This window comes from Actinomycetospora sp. CA-053990 (assembly GCF_050948445.1).
In the GTDB taxonomy this organism is placed as follows: domain Bacteria; phylum Actinomycetota; class Actinomycetes; order Mycobacteriales; family Pseudonocardiaceae; genus Actinomycetospora; species Actinomycetospora callitridis.
This window is the reverse complement of record NZ_CP192043.1, coordinates 1,441,686-1,459,984: the sequence shown is the minus strand read 5'-3', so window position 1 is coordinate 1,459,984 and position 18,299 is coordinate 1,441,686. Positions and strand designations below refer to the sequence as shown.

General features: G+C 68.7%; 13 protein-coding genes. 9 read left to right on the top strand and 4 right to left on the bottom strand.

From position 1 onward, the window contains the following. Nucleotides 1-76 precede the first annotated feature (76 nt). Entirely contained in the window at nucleotides 77-217 is a 141-nt protein-coding gene (locus ACQPYN_RS07500) for a hypothetical protein (RefSeq protein WP_433035310.1), read from the bottom strand. A 445-nt stretch (nucleotides 218-662) separates the two neighbouring features. On the opposite strand from ACQPYN_RS07500, the gene ctaD reads away from it, so the two are divergent. Continuing rightward, nucleotides 663-2,429: an aa3-type cytochrome oxidase subunit I gene (ctaD, locus tag ACQPYN_RS07495; RefSeq protein ID WP_433035307.1), complete on the top strand. Its 1,767-nt coding sequence runs from the start codon at nucleotides 663-665 to the stop codon at nucleotides 2,427-2,429. A 723-nt stretch (nucleotides 2,430-3,152) separates the two neighbouring features. Here the strand turns inward: ctaD and ACQPYN_RS07490 are convergent. Then, on the bottom strand, nucleotides 3,153-3,275 hold the full coding sequence (locus ACQPYN_RS07490; RefSeq protein ID WP_433035304.1) for a hypothetical protein: 123 nt from the start codon (nucleotides 3,273-3,275) through the stop codon (nucleotides 3,153-3,155). Between the two features lie 133 nt (nucleotides 3,276-3,408). Here ACQPYN_RS07490 and ACQPYN_RS07485 point away from each other — a divergent pair, with 133 nt between their 5' ends. Next, nucleotides 3,409-4,776 (top strand): amidase family protein, encoded by a 1,368-nt coding sequence (locus ACQPYN_RS07485; protein WP_433035301.1) that lies wholly within the window; start codon nucleotides 3,409-3,411, stop codon nucleotides 4,774-4,776. Nucleotides 4,777-5,434: 658 nt separating this feature from the next. Here ACQPYN_RS07485 and ACQPYN_RS07480 read toward each other — a convergent pair. Further along, nucleotides 5,435-5,755, bottom strand: a complete 321-nt coding sequence (locus ACQPYN_RS07480; protein WP_433035298.1) for a hypothetical protein — start codon at nucleotides 5,753-5,755, stop codon at nucleotides 5,435-5,437. A 148-nt stretch (nucleotides 5,756-5,903) separates the two neighbouring features. Here ACQPYN_RS07480 and ACQPYN_RS07475 point away from each other — a divergent pair, with 148 nt between their 5' ends. From ACQPYN_RS07475 to ACQPYN_RS07450, 6 genes are all read left to right on the top strand, one after another. Beyond that, the gene (locus tag ACQPYN_RS07475) at nucleotides 5,904-7,412 is read left to right on the top strand and encodes a peptidoglycan-binding protein (protein WP_433035295.1); all 1,509 of its coding nucleotides are present in this window, start codon (nucleotides 5,904-5,906) and stop codon (nucleotides 7,410-7,412) included. A 435-nt stretch (nucleotides 7,413-7,847) separates the two neighbouring features. Continuing rightward, nucleotides 7,848-9,512 (top strand): sensor histidine kinase, encoded by a 1,665-nt coding sequence (locus tag ACQPYN_RS07470; RefSeq protein ID WP_433035292.1) that lies wholly within the window; start codon nucleotides 7,848-7,850, stop codon nucleotides 9,510-9,512. Next, the gene (locus ACQPYN_RS07465) at nucleotides 9,512-10,180 is read left to right on the top strand and encodes a response regulator (RefSeq protein WP_433038769.1); all 669 of its coding nucleotides are present in this window, start codon (nucleotides 9,512-9,514) and stop codon (nucleotides 10,178-10,180) included. Before ACQPYN_RS07470 ends, ACQPYN_RS07465 begins: the two co-directional genes overlap by 1 nt. A 64-nt stretch (nucleotides 10,181-10,244) precedes the next feature. After that, complete coding sequence (locus ACQPYN_RS07460; RefSeq protein ID WP_433035289.1) at nucleotides 10,245-11,978, top strand: sensor histidine kinase; 1,734 nt, start codon at nucleotides 10,245-10,247, stop codon at nucleotides 11,976-11,978. 111 nt (nucleotides 11,979-12,089) lie between these two features. Then, nucleotides 12,090-12,443, top strand: a complete 354-nt coding sequence (locus ACQPYN_RS07455; RefSeq protein ID WP_433035286.1) for a hypothetical protein — start codon at nucleotides 12,090-12,092, stop codon at nucleotides 12,441-12,443. Then, nucleotides 12,440-12,769 (top strand): DUF2752 domain-containing protein, encoded by a 330-nt coding sequence (locus ACQPYN_RS07450; protein ID WP_433035283.1) that lies wholly within the window; start codon nucleotides 12,440-12,442, stop codon nucleotides 12,767-12,769. Before ACQPYN_RS07455 ends, ACQPYN_RS07450 begins: the two co-directional genes overlap by 4 nt. A 1,286-nt stretch (nucleotides 12,770-14,055) precedes the next feature. Here the strand turns inward: ACQPYN_RS07450 and ACQPYN_RS07445 are convergent. Further along, nucleotides 14,056-15,465: a DUF4041 domain-containing protein gene (locus ACQPYN_RS07445; RefSeq protein WP_433035280.1), complete on the bottom strand. Its 1,410-nt coding sequence runs from the start codon at nucleotides 15,463-15,465 to the stop codon at nucleotides 14,056-14,058. Between the two features lie 1,077 nt (nucleotides 15,466-16,542). On the opposite strand from ACQPYN_RS07445, the gene ACQPYN_RS07440 reads away from it, so the two are divergent. Next, nucleotides 16,543-18,174 carry a hypothetical protein gene (locus ACQPYN_RS07440; protein ID WP_433035277.1) on the top strand — a complete coding sequence of 544 codons (1,632 nt, stop codon included), beginning with the start codon at nucleotides 16,543-16,545 and terminating at the stop codon, nucleotides 18,172-18,174. Nucleotides 18,175-18,299: the final 125 nt, after the last annotated feature.

Here is an 18,299-nt window from a genome sequence, read left to right as displayed (position 1 = left end):
TGCCCCAGCAGCTGCACGTTCGGCCGACCTCACCGCCAGCACCGACCCTGCTGAGGGCGAGGAGGATGGGCACGCCCTAGGAGGCCCGTGGACAGAACTGTTCGAGCAGCTCTGTGGCGAGGGCAGCCGCCGCGGCGGTCGAGGCGGTCATGCCCGGCCGGGGCCGGTCCAGCACCTCGGCGGTCTCGTGGAGCCAGGCGACGATCGGGTGTGCCATCGCCGGGGACACCGCGAGGATCCACCGCGCGCTGCGCTACCGGGCCCGACGTGCTCGGTCCGTCCCGCGGCATCCCCGGCGACGATCTCGGTCGGGTTGCGAGGAGTGCGCGGATCGACCAGCGCCCCGACGGAATTCGGTGGTGGAACCGTTCGAGCTCGTCGGTCGCGCGGCGGAGCAGGTCCACGGTCGCCGCGGCGCCGGGGACCTCGAACTCGTCGCTCTCCATGCCGAATCCTTCTCCGGGAGGGTCGCTCGACGACATCGATGCCTCTGCGTATCGGGGTGGCCTCACATTTGGCGGTACCACCGGTGTCCCCCGCACCCTGCGGCGAGAACTCGGGAAGGAACTGCCCGAGCTGGTTGTCCGGCCACTGAGCGCGGCCTACCGTCGAGATGCTGGTGCTCCTGCGAGCCCCTCCCTCGGACGACCACGGAGGCCGCCATGACGACCACACGCCCGGCCCACCCGAGCCCAGTCGTCACGTCGCCCTACCCGCCGCGCCGAACGCCGCGCGGGTCGGCGTTCGCCCACATGCTGCAGACCACGGATCCCAAGGACATCGCGATCCTGTACCTGGTCACGTCGTTCGGGTTCTTCCTGATCGGCGGGCTCATGGCGCTGCTGATGCGCGCCGAGCTGGCCCAGCCGGGCCTGCAGTTCCTGTCGGTGGACCAGTACAACCAGCTGTTCACCATGCACGGCACGATCATGCTGCTGCTGTACGCGACGCCGATCCTCTTCGGCTTCGCCAACTACATCGTGCCGCTGCAGATCGGCGCCCCCGACGTCGCGTTCCCGCGCCTCAACGCCTTCTCCTACTGGCTATTCCTCTTCGGCGGGATCATCGTCGTCTCCGGGTTCTTCACCCCGAACGGGGCCCCCGCGTTCGGCTGGTTCGCCTACACGCCCCTGTCCGACGTCGTGCACTCGCCGGGGCTCGGCCCCAACTTGTGGATCGCCGGCCTCGCCGTTGCCGGTCTGGGCACCATCCTCGGTGGGGTCAACTTCGTGACGACCATCATCTGCATGCGCGGCCCGGGCATGACCATGTTCCGGATGCCGATCTTCACCTGGAATATCCTGGTGACGGTCATCCTCGTGCTGATGGTGTTCCCGATCCTCACCGCCGCCCTGTTCGGGCTGCTGGCCGACCGGGTGCTCGACGCACACATCTATGACCCGGCCAACGGCGGCGCCATCCTGTGGCAGCACCTGTTCTGGTTCTTCGGGCACCCCGAGGTCTACATTGTCGCGCTGCCGTTCTTCGGCATCGTCACCGAGGTCTTCCCGGTGTTCAGCCGCAAGCCGATCTTCGGCTACAAGACCCTGATCTACGCGACCATCGCGATCGGCGCGCTGTCGATCGCGGTGTGGGCGCACCACATGTACGCCACCGGCGCGGTGCTGCTGCCGTTCTTCGCGTTCTCGACGTACCTCATCGCCGTGCCCACCGGCATCAAGTTCTTCAACTGGATCGGCACTATGTGGCGCGGCCAGCTGACGTTCGAGACGCCGATGCTGTTCGCGATCGGCTTCCTGGTGACGTTCCTGTTCGGGGGCCTCACCGGCGTGCTGCTGGCCAGCCCGCCGATCGACTTCCACGTCACCGACTCCTACTTCGTGGTGGCGCACTTCCACTACGTGCTCTTCGGCACGATCGTGTTCGCCACCTACGCCGGCATCTACTTCTGGTTCCCGAAGATGACCGGCCGGATGATGGACGAGCGCCTGGGCAAGTTCCACTTCTTGGGCACGTTCATCGGGTTCCACATGACGTTCCTCATCCAGCACTGGCTGGGCAACGAGGGCATGCCGCGCCGCTACGCCGACTACGCCGCCACCGACGGCTTCACCGTGCTGAACACGATCTCGTCGATCGGCGCGTTCATCCTCGGTGCCTCGACGCTGCCGTTCATCTGGAACGTGTTCCACAGCTACCGCTACGGGCGTCCGGTGGAGGTCGACGACCCCTGGGGCCACGGCAACTCCCTGGAGTGGGCCACCTCGTGCCCGCCGCCGCGGCACAACTTCACCGAGCTGCCCCGCATCCGCTCCGAGCGCCCGGCGTTCGAGCTGCACTACCCGCACCTCACCGAGCGCATCCGGCTCGAGGCCCACGTCGGCTCGAGTGCCTCGAGCGTCGGTGAGGTCGCGGCCGGGCAGACCGGCCAGGAGCACCTGCCCGGCAACGACCCCCGCAACCGGTGATGACGACGGGCGTGGCTCGAACTACCGCATAGCGCGGGTCCGTCCGCGCCGCAGGTGCCGAGTGAGCGCACTGCATCGGCCGTGGGCGCGCCAGCGGCGACCAGCGCAGGTGCTCGGCGCTTCCTCCCTGCGCGACCCCCGCCACCCCTCGGGAATGTCGGACTACCGGTGTAAAGACAGGTCGCACATCCTTGGCCATCTGCTCCCACTGCCGCCGGGAGGCATACCGGAAAGGTGTCGCGGACCAGGTGCAGCGCACAGGCAGCCCGGCCAGGCCGTCGCAGACCACGATGCACACGTCTCCGACGCCGGGGTTCTTGAACCGGTGCCGCCTCGGCCCTGCTCAACACGGCGCAACAGATCGGCGCGGCCCTGGACCTGGCGGTTCTGGCCACGGTCTCGACCACGGCCGCCGATCAGCGACTGCTGGACGCGGCAAAGGTGGCGGAGCAGGCCACGGCGGTCGGCGACGGGCCTCTCGTGGCCGCTGCCGGCGATGCGCTGGCCCACGGCTACCCACGGCCTTCCTCGTGGGAGCCGGCCTCCTGCTGGTGGCCGCCGTCGTCGTCACGGCAACGGTCACCACGACCGCACCCAGCGGGAGTCCGAGGTCCAGGCGTCGAGGTCGTCGACGGGATAGCCGTGCAGCAACCGGGGACGGCGCGGCTCCGTGGACAGGTTGATCGGCCCCTCGCCGTCGACGAGGGCGCGGTCGGCCTCGCGTCAGAAGGCGAGCAGGCCGGGGCTGTGGCCGAGCTGAGCGATGACCCGGGAGCCCTCGACCGTGTCCCCCTCGGCCAGGCGGCGCTGACCAGGCGCCGCCTGCGCCCCCAAGGGCGCGATCACTACCGGTACTCCTTCTCGCCACCTTCCTGATCGAGCTTCCCGCACTGCGTCCGGAAGTGACATGGTGCGAGCCTGTGCGGCCGAGGCCTACTCCGACCCCGCCGCCGGCGTCGTCGGAGTGAGGAGAGCTTGGATGTCACCACACGCCGCACGATCGCTCGACGAGTTCCGCGGACGCCTCTCCCTATCCCCGGTGGCGGAGATCATCGCCGAGAGCCTCGACGCGGGCCACGGGAGCCGAGGACTCGGGGTCTTCCTCGCCCTGGCCGAACGCGCCGACCTCTCCGTGCCCGGGAGCGGGTCCCTGGCGGGTGTGCCCGTGGCGGTCAAGGACAACCTCGATACCCACGACTTCCCCACCACGGGCGGGACCCCGGCGCTTGCGTCCTCCCGACCCGGGCGCGACCACCATGCGGTCGCCCGCCTGCGCGCGGCCGGTGCCGTCGTGATCGGCAAGACGAACCTGCACGAGCTCGCCCTCGGCATCACCAGCAACAACGCCGCCTTCGGCCCGGTGCGCAACCCGCACGACCCGAGCCGCTCGGCCGGCGGCTCGTCCGGGGGCTCCGCCGTCGCCGTCGCCACCGGAATCGTGCCGATCGCGCTCGGTACCGACACCGGCGGGTCGGTACGCGTGCCAGCCGCCCACTGCGGCGTCGTGGGCTGGCGGCCGACCGTGGGGCGCTGGGGCACGGGGCGCGGGGTACCGATCTCACGGACCCGCGACACCGCCGGCGTCCTCGCCGCCACCGTCGGCGACGCGGTCCTCGTCGACGAGGTGGTCACCGGCGAGCCCGCCGCGCCCGTGCCGCGACACCTCCGGATCGGCGTCTCCCGTCCCGGCTTCTGGGACGACCTGCACCCCGAGGTCGCCGAGGCGATGGAGCGCGCTCTCGACGACCTCGCCAACGGCGGCGTCGAGCTCGTCGAGACCGCAGTGGCCGACGCCCACGCCCTCGATGCTGAGTGCGGCTTCCCGATCGTCTTCCACGAGATCGCCCAGGACCTGCCGGCCTACCTCGCCACCCTCCCCGGCCCGGAACGTGAGCTCACCTTCGCCGACGTCCTCGACCGCACCGCGTCCCCCGACGTCCGTGCGGCCCTCGAGGTCGCCGCGAGCGGCACCGTCACCGAGGACGTCTACCGGCAGGCGCTCGCCACGCGGGAACAGCTCCGCGCCGCCTACCGCGCCGCCCTGGACCACCCCGACGGGCCCATCGACGCCCTCGTCTACCCGACCGTCCCCATGCCTGCGCCCCCTCTCGGCGACGACGAGACCACCGAGCACAACGGCCGGCAGGTGCCCACCTTCCTCACCAACATCCGCAACACCGGCCCCGGATCCACCGCGGGCATGCCGGCCATCAGCCTGCCCGTGGCCACCACGTCGACCGGCCTCCCGATCGGGCTGTCCATCGAGGCGGCCCCCCACGGCGATGCGCGGCTGCTGGCGGTGTCCCGTGCGGCCGAACGCGTGCTCACGGGCTCCCCAGCCCGCTGATCACGGCGGCGTCCACGGCACCCGAGTCGAGCCGACGGACGCGCGACCCGCGCGTGCGCCAGGTGCACGCAGAATGTCGGCGGAGTCCGTGGTCGAACCTAGCCGGACGTCGGAACGGGCCACCGGGGTCGTTGCCAGGTCAGGACTAGGAACACGGCGTGGCTCCGCCCGGGCGCTGCAGCCAGACGACGATCTATTGTCGATCTTGCTCGGGGTGCGGGTTCGGGGGCGAACTGGGGTCGACCACCGCCTGGGGGGCGGGCTCCGCCACGTCCATCGCCTGCAAAGTCGCTGGTAGCAGGCCCTGCGCCCGCGGTGGACCGTCCTCCTAAAGCGGGTTGTCGCAGGTTCGAATCCTGCCGGGGGCACCCCAGCCCACCAGGGCATCTACGGCCAACGATGCAGCGCCGCACGAACCCCTGCGCACGAGGGTGCGGACTTGGGGGCGAGATTCGCCGCGCCGAGCGATCGACGCATGCCCGCCCCACAACCGCGTCGGTGTTCGACGTGCCGGGGTGGTTCAGACAGCCGGCGAACTGGGTCGACCCAGGCGCGAGTGTCGACGTCGACTCGCTTGCCGAGGCGCGGTCGTCGCCCGGCATGTTCCTCGCAGCCCATGTGATCACGGGCAAGAGTTCACGCGCTGTCGTCTCGTCGCTCAAGTAGCTGGGCTGGACTCGCCAATCGCGGAGGCGCGGGCGCGACGAAGGGCTGGCATCACTTCGTCGCGGAAGACGCGGTGCCGTGGGCTATTCCACTCGCGAGCGGGTTCGCTGAGCAACGCGACCCCGATGGTGCCGTGGGGCGCGCGCACCGCCGTCGCCTGCCGGGGACGGCGAGAGATGCCGAGGACCTCGGCAACGGCGGTGGAGAGGCCGCCGGGGCCCTGGGCCACGAAGACCATGGTCTCGAGGGGCAACGTCATACACGGCGAGCGGGTGCCGCGGTCGCGCAGCACGTCTTCGGCCGCCTCGAGCACGGGGCCCACCACCCCCGAGCGCGCGAGGGGCGGCTACCCCTCCCGCTGTTGAGGGGCTAGCACTCACGCGGCAGATGACTACGGCCTCCTAGCGTCTCCTTTCACAAAGAGTGATCACCGCTAGGGGGGAAGGACGCGTGAGAACATCATGACGCTGCCCAGAAAAGGCAAGCAGTGGAGGACGCTCACGATTGGCGTTGCCGCCGCCGCGTGCGTACTCGCCTCGATGATAGGAACTGCTACGCCAGCAGCCGCTGAGCAAGACACGGACTCAATCGGGCCTAGCTCCGCCGACGCCGCAGCCGTGACGTGCGTTCAGCAGGGTCTCGGCGTCGACCCCGGGGGCGGTTCGTACGGAACTTTCGGCCCGCGGACTGTTCAGGCGGTCCGCCGCTTCCAGGTGGAAAACAACTTGCCTAATGTCGGAGTCGTTGGCCCCGCGACCGGAGCTTTGCTGGCAGCCCGCGCTCCAGCGGAGTGCGCTGGACGACTCCCCGGAGCCACTCAGCCGCCGTCGACGGATACACGAAGCTATCCGGGTTGCCCGGTCCTGCTTGAGAGTCAACGAAACTCTTGCGTGGTTCGACTTCAACGCGATCTCAATTCGACGAACCCCACCTACAATCTTCCGGGGACTGACCTCTTCGGTCCGGCGACTCGAGTTGCCGTCCTCGACTTCCAGGGTCGCAACCACTTGCCGGTCGACGGCAACGTGGGGGCGGCGACGGCTGACTTGCTGGTCGATCAAGCCGAGCACGCGTCAGGGAGCAACACTGATGCTCCAGATGGATCTCCTCAACAGACAGACGAGATTCCGCAGGGCACCGGAAGGTATGCCGCGCTTGGAGACTCGTTCTCGTCGGGAGAGGGGGCACCCGAGGCAGGACGGGAGTACCTCGATGACACTGAGACCAACCTCTGCCACCGATCCGATAATGCCTACGGCGTCGAGGTCGGCCGGACGCTCGGGATGCCGACCGATTTCGTCGCTTGCAGCGGTGCTGTACTGCATGACTATTGGCTGCCGCAGAGCGAACGGGCCGGTCAACCTGATCAGAGGAGCGCCGTGGGACCGGACACCTCACTGGTCACCCTGTCCCTAGGAGGAAACGATATCGGTTTTGGTGGCGTCGCCGCGAACTGTGCAATCGGGAAGCTGGCTCGCATCGGCTGGGATGCCAACTGCGTGGGAGAGATAGAAGGCGCGACTGACCGGGTGTCGAACGTGAGGGCGCCGATGGCTTCAGTGCTTCGCGACATTCACGAGCGCGCGCCGCGCGCTAGGATTCTCGTCGTTGGCTATCCTCGTATGTTTCCGGACGCTCCGAGCGATCAATGCTCGACCGGGTTTCCCGGAGTGAGCTTTCAGATCAAGGAGATGACCAGACTCAATGCCCTCGCAACGGCACTCAACGCTGAGATTCGCACAGTTTCCCTGGAGGCTGGGGATTGGGTCTCATTTGTCAGTGTCGAGAACGCTTTCGCTGGTCATGATGCCTGCGTCGACTCCGACCGAGACCGCTGGATTAATCTAATGCACAGTCCGAGGCAAGAGACGACGAAGAACGAGAGTTACCATCCGACCATTGCCGGTCAGGCCGCATTCCGTGACCGCGTACTGGGTTGCTATCGGGAACCCGCAACCTGCCAGTCGTAGGCAAATGGCCGGCCGAGGTGGAATACTCCGCCTCGGCCGGCCTCGCGCTTGAGTACTCGACCATTGAAGGCGCAAGCCAACGCGCGCACGGACATCGCATCGTTCGAAAAGTCGTCCCCCGCCCGGATCGGCAGCCTTCGGCCGTACTGCTGTCAACCTGATCGAGTCACCGATCGCGCTCCCCCGTCGAGTGCCGGCTGACAAGTCGCCACATCTGCGTCGACAGAGTGCTCACTGCGGCGCTGAGGCGGGCCGGATCCCGCTCCGCGAGCGGATTGTCACTAAGAGTTACCGTTGGCCACGCGTAACTCGAGGACGCATCTCGGCGATAGCACTTACGCCATGACTATGACAGCCGTTCAGCCGCCGAGCACTGCACCAAATGCTGGGACGGATCGTCCGTCCTCGGACGTTGGTCAGCACCTCGAGGTTGCGATGATCGTCGTGCTCGCGGCCGGATGGGGCGCCCTGTGGTTCGGTCCTGACCTCGCCGCCATGCCATTGGCTGGTGCCTGCAGCATCGCGCTGACGGCGGGACTGGTGCTTGCATCCGCCGTCGTCGGGCGGCAACCCGCTCGGAGACCGGCTGCCGTACTCCTCGCCGTCTCGGGGTGGTTATGGCCGTTGAACACATTGGCGGGATGGCAAGTGGGTGCTTTCCCGATCATCCGTCAATTCGGGGAATGCGTGTTCTGGGTCGTCCTGGCGGCGGCCGTGTTCTTGTACCAGGATCCGCGCCTCGCCAGGCCCGAACGCCTCTACCTCATCGCGTCAGGCGTCCAATTCATCCTAGGGCAGATGATCTGGGTTGGCGTATCGCGCCCCGAGTGGGGAGGCTTTCCTGCCGAGGCGTGGTGGCCGACGGTTATCGAGAACCGTGCACTCTTCGACGCCACATCCCTTGTCCTCGCCCTGCTTTATGTGCCGAACGCGCTGGTCTTCTCGGCGCTGGTCGCCCTCCGTCAGAAGCGAGGGGTCGCACTCGATCGGTACTCGTTGACCCCAGTCGTCGCCGCGATCGCGGCCGCGGCTCTCGCTGCGGGGATCTCCTGGGCCTCCTACGGACGCACCACCCTGGCCGTGCCTGTGGTCCTGCTGCCGTTGCCTGCAGCCTTTGTATATAGCGCCACCCGTCTGTCCCGCATAAGGGTTCAGCTGGGCGAAGCGTTGGCGGCATTACCGGGGGGATCGGACGGCGCCGCAGTGACAGCCGCGCTACGAAGTGTCCTCCGTGATGCGAGCCTTCGGATGACCTTCTGGTCCTCGGAGCGGCGCGAGTGGGTCGACGAAGCAGGTCGGCTCGCCGCCCCTCTGCCGACCTCTACCGGCCGCCTCGAGATTCCGGTCTTGCGGCGGGACGGACGACTGACGGCGCATGTGAGCACGGTGGCGACCTCGCCGAGCGCGCGGCGCCAGGTCGAGGCCGCCGTGCGGTTGTCGGCGACCGCCATCGAGAACGCCGGTTTGCGGGCCCTGGTGCGAGCTCAGGTCGAGGCTGTCGGTCGCGCGCATGCACGTACCGTGCAGGCAGGCCTCGACGAGCGACGCCGCCTCGAGCAGGACCTGCACGACGGAGCACAGCAACGCCTCCTCGGTGTCCTCGCTATTCTCTCCCTTGCACGGCACGAGACAGTCGACACGCCCGCTCAGCCTGTGGTGCGCGACGCGGAAGCCGAGGTTCGCCGAGCCCTTTGTGAGTTGCGAGACCTGGCGCGCGGGCTGCATCCGAGTGTGCTGACTAGAGAAGGCCTCTCTCCGGCCCTGCGGGAGGCCGCGAGCCGGTTGGCCCTTCCGATCGAGGTGACCACCTCCGTCCACCGCCTGACGCCGGTCGTTGAGTCGGCCATCTACTTCGTGGCATGCGAGGCGATCACTAACGTCGCCAAGCACGCCTGTGCGGATCGCGCCTGGCTGACGGTGCGCGAGGTCGAGGACGGTGTCGAACTCGACGTCTGTGACGACGGCATCGGAGGGGCCGACACCGAGGGGCACGGCGTGCGGGGCATGGCCGACCGGGTGATCGCCCTCGGTGGGCGTCTCACGGTGCTCAGCGAACCAGGATTGGGGACCTCGATAAGGGTGTGGGTGCCGTGCGCGTGATGCTGGCCGACGACTCGACCCTGTTCCGGAGCGGACTGGCCCGGCTGCTGTCCTCCATGGGTGTCGATGTGTGCGCCGAGGTCGGGAACGGCGAGGCGCTGGTCCACGCGGTCGCCGCCGACCCTCCTGACGCTGTCGTCGTCGACATCCGCATGCCGCCGAACTATCTCGACGAGGGGTTGGTGACGGCAGAAACGCTGCGTCGGTCGCACCCCGACGTCGCCGTGTTGGTGCTCTCGACCCACGTCGAGGCGTCTCTCGCCACGCGCCTGCTATCAGGTGGCTCTACAAGTGTGGGCTATCTGCTCAAGGACCGGGTCGCCGACGTCGCGGCACTCCATGATGCACTTCGTCGGCTCGTCGACGGCCAGGCTGTCATCGACCCCGAGGTCGTCGACGAACTACTCGAGCTCCGTGCCCGGCGTAGTGCGCTCATCGATCTCAGCCCGCGGGAGCTCGACGTCCTCCGCGCGATGGCCGAAGGTCGAAGCAATGTCGGTGTCGCGACAGCGCTTCACCTCAGCGAACGCACCGTTGAGAACTACGCGGCCCGCATCTTCACCAAGCTCGGCCTCGACCTGACCCAGGAGAGCAACCGGCGCGTGCAAGCCGTGCTGCTGTGGCTACGAGACCCCCGGAGCCGAAGCAACGATCCCGTCTCGCCATGACTGTCCGTTCGGTGCGGTGTTACCACTCTATCGCCGCTGCAGCCATCCTTGATGAGGTCGCAGCATGACGGTACTGAGGTCGCGTTCGCTGGACGCGCAGGGCCGCCAGGCAGGCTTCGACCGTCGTCTCTGGCTGATTTCCTCGGCGGCGCTCACGTGGGGACTTGCCTCCACACTGCCGCAACTGCTACTCGGCGACGCCCTCGCGGTGCTCGTCGTGCTCGTCACCGCGGCGTTCGGCGTGGTTGGTGGGCTGCTCATCTTCGATGAGAATACGGCTTCGGCGGGACGGGCCATGCTCGCAGCTTGTGTCCTCGCGCCGCTGAACACAGGCGTCGGTTGGGACGTGGGGCCAGTCCCTTTCGTGCTCGGGATCACCGAGGGCGTGTTCTGGGTCGCGCTCTGCCAGGGAATCTTGACCTTCCAGCGATCCCCCCTTCAATGGCCTGAACGCGTATTCCTCGGCGCAATGTGGACCTCGTTCATCGGCGGGCAGCTGACGTGGTCGATTGTGTCCAGACCAGAATGGGTCGGGTTGCCTCCGGACACCTGGTGGCCAGCCCTCGTTCCTGACCTCGACGCCTCGACCGCCGTCCAGGGCATACTCGGCCTCCTCAACGTCGCGTCGGCGATCGTCTTCTGCGTGTTGATCGGTTGGCGCGCTAGCGCGTTGGCCCGACTCGATCACCGCCACTCCAGCCCCGTCGCCATAGCGGCCGCCGTCTCGGCCATCGGTGCGGCAGTGGCGTGGACCATCACCGGACGCGTCACCGTCATCGATCAAGCACTGCTGCTTGGGGTGCCTCTCGCGTTCGCGGTGAGCGTTCTGCGCGCTCGTCTGCTGCGGGCCGAACTGGGCACTGCGCTGGCCGGCCTGGCGCACGGGGCTGGACCCGACGCCGTGGAAGCGCTCTTGCAGGAACTCCTCCGCGACGACACGACGACCGTCTACTTCTGGGTGACCGAGCGATCCCTTTATGTGGGTCGCGATGGCCGACCAGTCGACTCCGCGAATGAAGGCGCCGGACGCATGCGTCTACCGGTCGCGACCAGCGACGGCGAGCCGGTGGCGGTGGTGACGACAGACGCGGCCCTGCGCTCGCAGCGGCAGTACCTCGAGACAGTGGTCTCAGCAGTACGCCCCACGCTGGAGAATGCTCGCCTGCAGGCAACCGTCCGCGCCCAGCTCGCCGCCCTCCGCGACGCTCAGGCACGCGTGCTGGACGTCGGCCTGCTCGAGCGGCGTCGGATGGAGCGGGATCTCCACGACGGTGCCCAACAACGCCTGCTCTCCGTGGCCAGCTCGATCGGACTCGCCGGCGTCCAGGACGATGGCACGGAACGTCGAGCAACTCTCGACCGCGCTGGCGGCGATCTCCGCGTCGCGCTCCGGGAGCTCCGAGACCTCGCCCACGGACTGCATCCGATCGTCTTGACCCGCGATGGCCTTAGTCCTGCGATCGACGACGTCGTTAGTCGCCTCCCCCTCGAGGCACGGCTCGACATCGATACCGTGCGCGTCGATCCCGCCGCCGAGGCGACGGCCTATTTCGTCATCTGCGAGGCCCTGACCAACGTCGCGAAGCACGCGGGAGCACTCCGCGTCACCGTGGACGCCCACTTCGACGGCAATCGCCTCACTCTCGAGGTGACTGATGACGGCGTCGGCGGCGCCGACGCTACCGGCTACGGATTGCAGGGGCTCGTCGATCGCGTCGAGACCATAGGTGGGCACGTCGAACTCACCAGTCCACCTATGCGCGGCACCCGCCTCACGGCACATATCCCGTGCCGGTGACCTCATCGCTGCCGCGCCCTCGACTCTCCGCTGAACAACGAATGATTACCACCACCCCGAAGGGAGCGGCTCGTCATGAGCCTAGAATGGCCTGGACATTCACCTGAGCCGGTGCTCATCACCATCGGGGACATCGCCGTGACGCCCGAACACGTCATCACGCCACAGGGGCGCTTTCCGGTTGGACAGGTGCACTGGACCTTGACCGACCAATCGCACACCACGTCCGGCATCCCAGCCTGGGCGATCGTCCTGGCCATCATCTTCTTCGTCTTCTGCCTCCTCGGTCTGCTGTTCCTGCTAGCCAAGGAGGAACGCACCGTCGGCTGGGCGCAGATCGGTGTGCAAGGACCAGGCTTCTTTCACGCGGTGCAGTTGCCCGTGTCGTCGCCGTACGACATCTCCCGGTACCAGGACATGGTGAACTACGCCCGCTCGATCACTGCGTCACGCTCCGGGCGGTGACTACCGCTGACCGAGTGCTCACCGCTGTCGCGCTCTACGTGGCCGCAGCGGCCGTCGCCGGGCACCGTCAAGGTCCCACCGTCTGTCCGTACCGGCTGCTGACCGGCAACCCGTGTTCGGCCTGTGGTTTGACGCGATCCATCGGACGAGCGGCACGTCTCGACGTTCGCGCGGCACGGAGCGCCCACCCAGCGGGCCCCACCTTCGCGGCGGCCGTCACCATGCTCGCGATAGTGCGCGCTGGCCGCCTTCTGCGATACCGCTTCGCGCTGAAGCCATCCCGCCCTCCAACCGGACTGGCGGCCCGCGTCACTGCTGGTAGGTGATGGTGACGACACCGTCACCGGAGCTCGCTGCCTCGAGCAACTCGCCGCCCGGCGGCACGAGGTTGCTACCCCCAGCACCACCACCGCCAGTAGTGGACTCATCGGCAACCGTGTCGCCGCCGCCCCCGCCGAGAAGCCCACCGCCGCCGCCCCCGCCGCTCCCGCGGCCGAAGGACTGGCTCGATCGGCCGTCAACGCCATCCGGAACAATCGACGCCCCTGCCCGCCCGCCAGCGCCTCCCGGTGAACCCACGGCGTTGGTGTCGCCGCCCACACCGTCGCGGCCGGCCTCTCCGCCTGCGCCTCCCGCGGAGCCTCCAGGACCGATCCGATCGCTCCCGCCGCCGCCGCCCCCGCCGCCCGCCGCCACGGCCATCGGAACCCCGCCGACAACGAGGGCTGAGCCACCTCCGCCCGCGCCGCCGCCACCCATCAACGGGAACCCTCGGCTCGTGCCGCCTCCCCCGCCCGCGCCGTAGCCGAAGCCTCCGACAGCTTCCGGAGTCGACGCGCCTCCCGACTGAAAGGGCCGTCCTCGCTCCGATCGGGTTTGGCTAGCAGCTTCGCCTGCCCCTCCGACAAGAACTGTGACCGGCGCGCTCACACCAAGGAGCGTCCCCCCGACCGATGCTCCGCGTCCGGCCCGGCCTCCGGTCCCGCCGTCCAGGACGCCACCGCCCTGACCACCGCTGCCGCCCGACAGGCGCACCGACAGGACGGTCACCCCGAGCGGCGGGCGGAAGCTCTGGACCGCGCCGGTGAACTCGTAACGACAGCTCACGAATCCATCCGTGCGCGTGCATCCCTGCGGCAGCACCACTCCGGGGCTGGGGACGGTCGGCGTTGCAGGGCCCGGCGCACCTCCACCTTGACACTCCGGGCCCTCGGCCTCGCACGCCATGGCGACAGGAGCACCCGCGGTTCCAACGGCTCCCCAACCGGTGAGCAAGGTCAGCACAACCACGGCTGCCACAAACGCCGCCCGCATCGATCTCATTCGTCCCCCGAGCGACCCGATCTTCCCGTCTCTGGGGCCCCAACGATCCCCTCGGGACGCGGTTACTGGCCCCAAGCCGAACCGCACGCGCGCCGAACCAGTCGGTGAAGCGCCCCGGGTCCAGTGGTGGCTCTGGGGTCCCCGGGTTCCGCGGAGTCGAGTGACTGGAAGCTTCAGGCCACGACGATCTTGTTCTGGTTCTCGAACTCTTCGGCGACTGCCAGCCCAGGGCGCTGCGGCGGCGACGGCGGCTTAGGGCGCGACCGCACGGTGTCGTCCGCTGAGCACCTCAGCCGACCCCAGCAAGCTGTTGACTGGTTCGCCATTCCTCCGCGTCGGGCTCGTCCTTGTATTCGTAGACGAAGCGGGCGTGATCGGTATGCGACAAGATGTCGCGCACCTCCGACGGTGTGGCGTAGAAGAACTCGCGCCGCATGTTGACCCGATTGACCCGGCGATGGGCCAGGGCCTTGTGAAGCTGGTTCTCGAGCCCGAATGCGTCAGTGGTGAAGATGGCCGCATGGAGATCGAACTTGAAGGGCACCGATGCGTCGCCGAGCTCCCGGACTCGTTCCTCGACCTTCTCCCGGCGAGTCACACCCACCTTGATGATGTTCTCTCCGAAGGCGCCCACATTGGAAATGACGTAGACCGTCCCGACGCCAGGGTTCGCGCGAACACTGAGCTCCTCGAGTGAACCCTCGATCCGTTCGAGAGCTTCGGCCGCATCGGCGGCCACCGTTTGATCGACCGCGCCCTGCTCGGCACGGAGGGCGAGAGCCTGCCAGTGTGCCTGCTCTTTGAGGAGCTTCTCCCGTTCCTTGGCCATCTCCTTCTGGGCGGCGGCCTCGTCACGCAGTCGCTCGCGCTCGGCGCGGGCGCGTTCCTTCTCCTCCTCGACCTGGGCGAGGTGGTCCGCGGTGAGTTCGAGTTCTTCGACACGAGCCTGGTGGTAGGCCGGCGCTACCTCGATATTCATGGTCTTGCCGAGCCGGGCAATGGTGTCCCGTGCTTTGGTGAGACGTTCGATTGAGGCTACGAGGCGGTGTGGGCGCATCGTGCGCACGGCGGCGTCGACCTCCGCGTTGTAGGCGCGAAGCATCAGCTTGGTGTAGTCGCGGATCATCTTGCGGCCCTCTGCGGCCGACCCGTTGACCGTCCACCCGCTCGCGGCCAGCACAGCTTGGTCTTGCCGAACGAGGTGCTTGTATCGGACTTTGATCTGCTCGAGCCGGTCCTTGTAGGCCACAGCGTCAGCGAGCCGGTGCCGGAACTCGTAGATTCCCGTCTGCTGCAGCATTGCGACGTCCTCGGTAGCGGTGACCTCGCCGCGCAACTGAAGCAGCCGCGACTCGGCTTCCGCGGCCGCACGCTCGACAACCTGCTGCCGCTGCTGGGCTGCGTCGCTCGCGGCACGTTCTTCGTCCTGGGCCCGTCGCACCGCATCGGTGGCCGCACGTGCCGAGTCCGCGCGAATCTGCTCGGCCTCGGCCCGAGCGCGCGTGACCTCGGAGCGGCCCGCGGTCAGCCGGTTCTCAAGTCCCGCGAGCTCAGCGCGGGAGCGGGCTATCTCGGCCTCGAGCCCGGCCGCTTCCGGACCGCGGAGCTCGTCGACGCGACGGCGTAGCGCGGTGTTGTCCGCCGCGAGCCGGTTCGCTGCGTCTGCTAGCTCAGTGTTGTGCGCGTTCAGGGCCCGCACGCGGTCCTCGGCTCGCCGCAGCTCCTTGCGCGCCCCGAAGAGGCCAACCTTCGAGCCCGACTCATCCCCGACCGGAACCTCCGATTCTCGGGGCCGGTCCGGGGGCAGACCCAAGTCTCCGGCCGGAGGGACCCCCCGAGGCCCCGGGGGCACTGCGACGACTTGCGGCGCGAGTGGCAGAGCTCCCGAGGGGCACTGCGTCGCCATTGTCGGCGCAACGCGAGGCCCAAGCCCTGGCTGACTGTCACCAGTGTCAGGGCGGCGATGCCGTGCCGACTGAGAAGGGCGGGTCTCGCTACCGCCGTTTGTCCCCGAGCCGACAGAGCCCTCCGCGGACGGCGACCCAGCGATCCAAAGCTGCCAGCCCGGTGGCGGGGCAGGCCAGCGCGGGTCGGGAGTCCACCCCGGCGGAGGTGTCCAACCAGCTGGTGGGGCAGGCCACCCCGGGGGTGGGTTGTAGCGGTAGCCGACGTCCTGTCCCACGAGTCCCCCTCTGCGCCGTCCACCCCGTCTCGGCGTCGCCGCGGTGTCTACCCCAGCGCACCAAGGGACGCACGACGCTGGCCGAAGAACAACGCTTTCGCACCACGCGGCTCACGGAGGCGGGGGGCCGCGCCGTAGTAGATGCCCCGGCCCCGCGGGCTTGTGGTCGGTGAGCCACATGCGACCCTTCGGTTAGGCCGGGTGACGCAGCCGCGGCTGCTACAGGGTGGTCGCCCACGCCGCGACGGTCACCCGGGAGGGATGTGGCGTGGGGGAAACACCCGACGGTGATCATGCCGCGGTCGCTGCGCGTGGCTTGGTGATCGCGTCCGAGGTCGTGTTGGCAAAGCTGCGGGACCCGGAATTTCTCGCTCTCAGCGTCGGGTCGGCGCCGCTCGGCATGGTGGATGAGGACGGTTCCGGCGGATCGCGCTGGAGCGGCCTGCACGTCAGGGTGGTGAGAGGGTCCGTGCCGGGTTGGCCTCGGGCCTCGAGAAACTAGCGACCCAGCGTCCGGGTACAGCGCACTGGGCAACGCTCACGGCCGACCAGCGCTGTACGGGATGGGAGGCCACCCTGGGGCGGGCCGTCGCGATGCTGGCGGCGCTGCCCGGACTCGCCGGTGCCCTCGGTGAGACGCTGCCAGTCGGAGAGCTGATCTCCGTTGGCGGCCAGGGCCTCCTGCTGTGCGCGCTCGCCCAGGAGCACGGGATCATCGACCGCGACGACCAGGTCGAGCTGCTCGGGGCGGTCCTGCTCGGGCGGGAGCTGGTCGGGAGCGGGGGCCGAGCTCAGCGTCGCCGGGCCCAGGAGGAGGCAGGCATCCTCGTCCCCGAGCTGGCCGACCCCTCGGCGCCTCCGGCGTCGCCGGGGCTGGCGACCGGCGCCGCGCTGGCGCGGATGGGCCGCACACTCAGCTCGCTCCAGCACGACCTCAGCGGGCGCCCGCAAAGGCGTGGTGAGCGACGTTTCGGCGTCATACCGGTGATCGGCGCCCTGGGCGACTACCGCGACGAGCGCGAGGGCCTGCACCTGGTGGCCGAGCAGGGACTCACGTGGTGCCGACTGCGCGCGGCAGCGGTGGGTCCGAGCATCAAGCCGACCCCGGGAGCTCGCCTGGCGCACATGCCCGATCCGGTGGCCGTCCCGGAGCAGGACGCGGTGACGGTCCCCCTGCAGCTCCACGACCCCGCGAAGGGAGCCGGCATGGAACCGGTCATAGCGACGAAGGTGAAGGACAAGCACGCGGCCGCGTGGCTCGCGGCGCTCGCGCCGCAGCTCTACCCGGGTGAGGCAGTGACAGCGCTGTCGAAGACGGCCCTGCTTCGCCCGAACTGCGATGTCCTTGCGGTGACCAACTCTCGGGTCCTGGCCCTCAACCGGTACGAGCTCGACAAGGGCGCCAAGCGCGAGGTCCTCGCCGAGGACATCGCTCGTGTAGACGTCATGAAGAAGACCTTCGGCGCCAACACGCTGGTGGTGACCACACATGCCGGAGAGGAGCTGTCGTTCGGCGACGTCCCCGCGGCCGACCAGGAGATGGTGCTCGGCATCGTGCGCCACCTCGGGCTCGTCGGCGGCGCCCCCGACGCCCGCCGGGCGATCGCCCACCAGCACGAGACCGACCGACGCGGGCGCACGGCGTGGGACGCGGTCGAAGTGATCGGTACAGCGCCGAACGAGAAGGCCTGGAAGGCCCTCAAGGACCACTGCTCGCCCGACGAGGTGCCGTGGTTCGTCGTCGGCGCAGGCACCGCCGGGGTGCTCGCCGCGTTCACCGACCGCGCGATGGTGGTCAAGGTCGGTGGAATGACAAGCATGATGGCCGGATCACTCGGCGGCGGGCGCGTAACGACGTTCCCCTACTCGGAGATCACCGGGATCGAGTACAACGCCGGGATCGTCACCGGGGTTCTCGAACTCCTCACCCCGAGCTACAGCGGGACCGCCAACCGAGACTACTGGCGCGGCACCCGCGCGTCGCGCAACGCCGACGCGGGAGACCCGTGGACGCTGTCGAACACCGTCCCAATGCCGCGCGACCTCTACCAGCGAGCGCTACCCCGCCTCAACGAGATGCGCGCCCGGATCGCCGAGATCAAGCGGCCGATGATGATCGTGACTCCGCCAGCCGCTGCTGCCCCGCCGTCGTCCGTCGCGGCGGGGCCGGCGGGCTCGCCGAGGAACTCGGCAAGCTGGCTGCCCTTCGCGACCAAGGGGTGTTGACCGACCCGGAGTTCCAGAGCGCCAAGCAGCGCGTCCTCACCGCGCACGGCGCTTGATAGGCGCGTAACCGGGACCGCGAGAACGTCTCCGAACAAACCTGACCGATACACGAGCCGTGGCCCCCG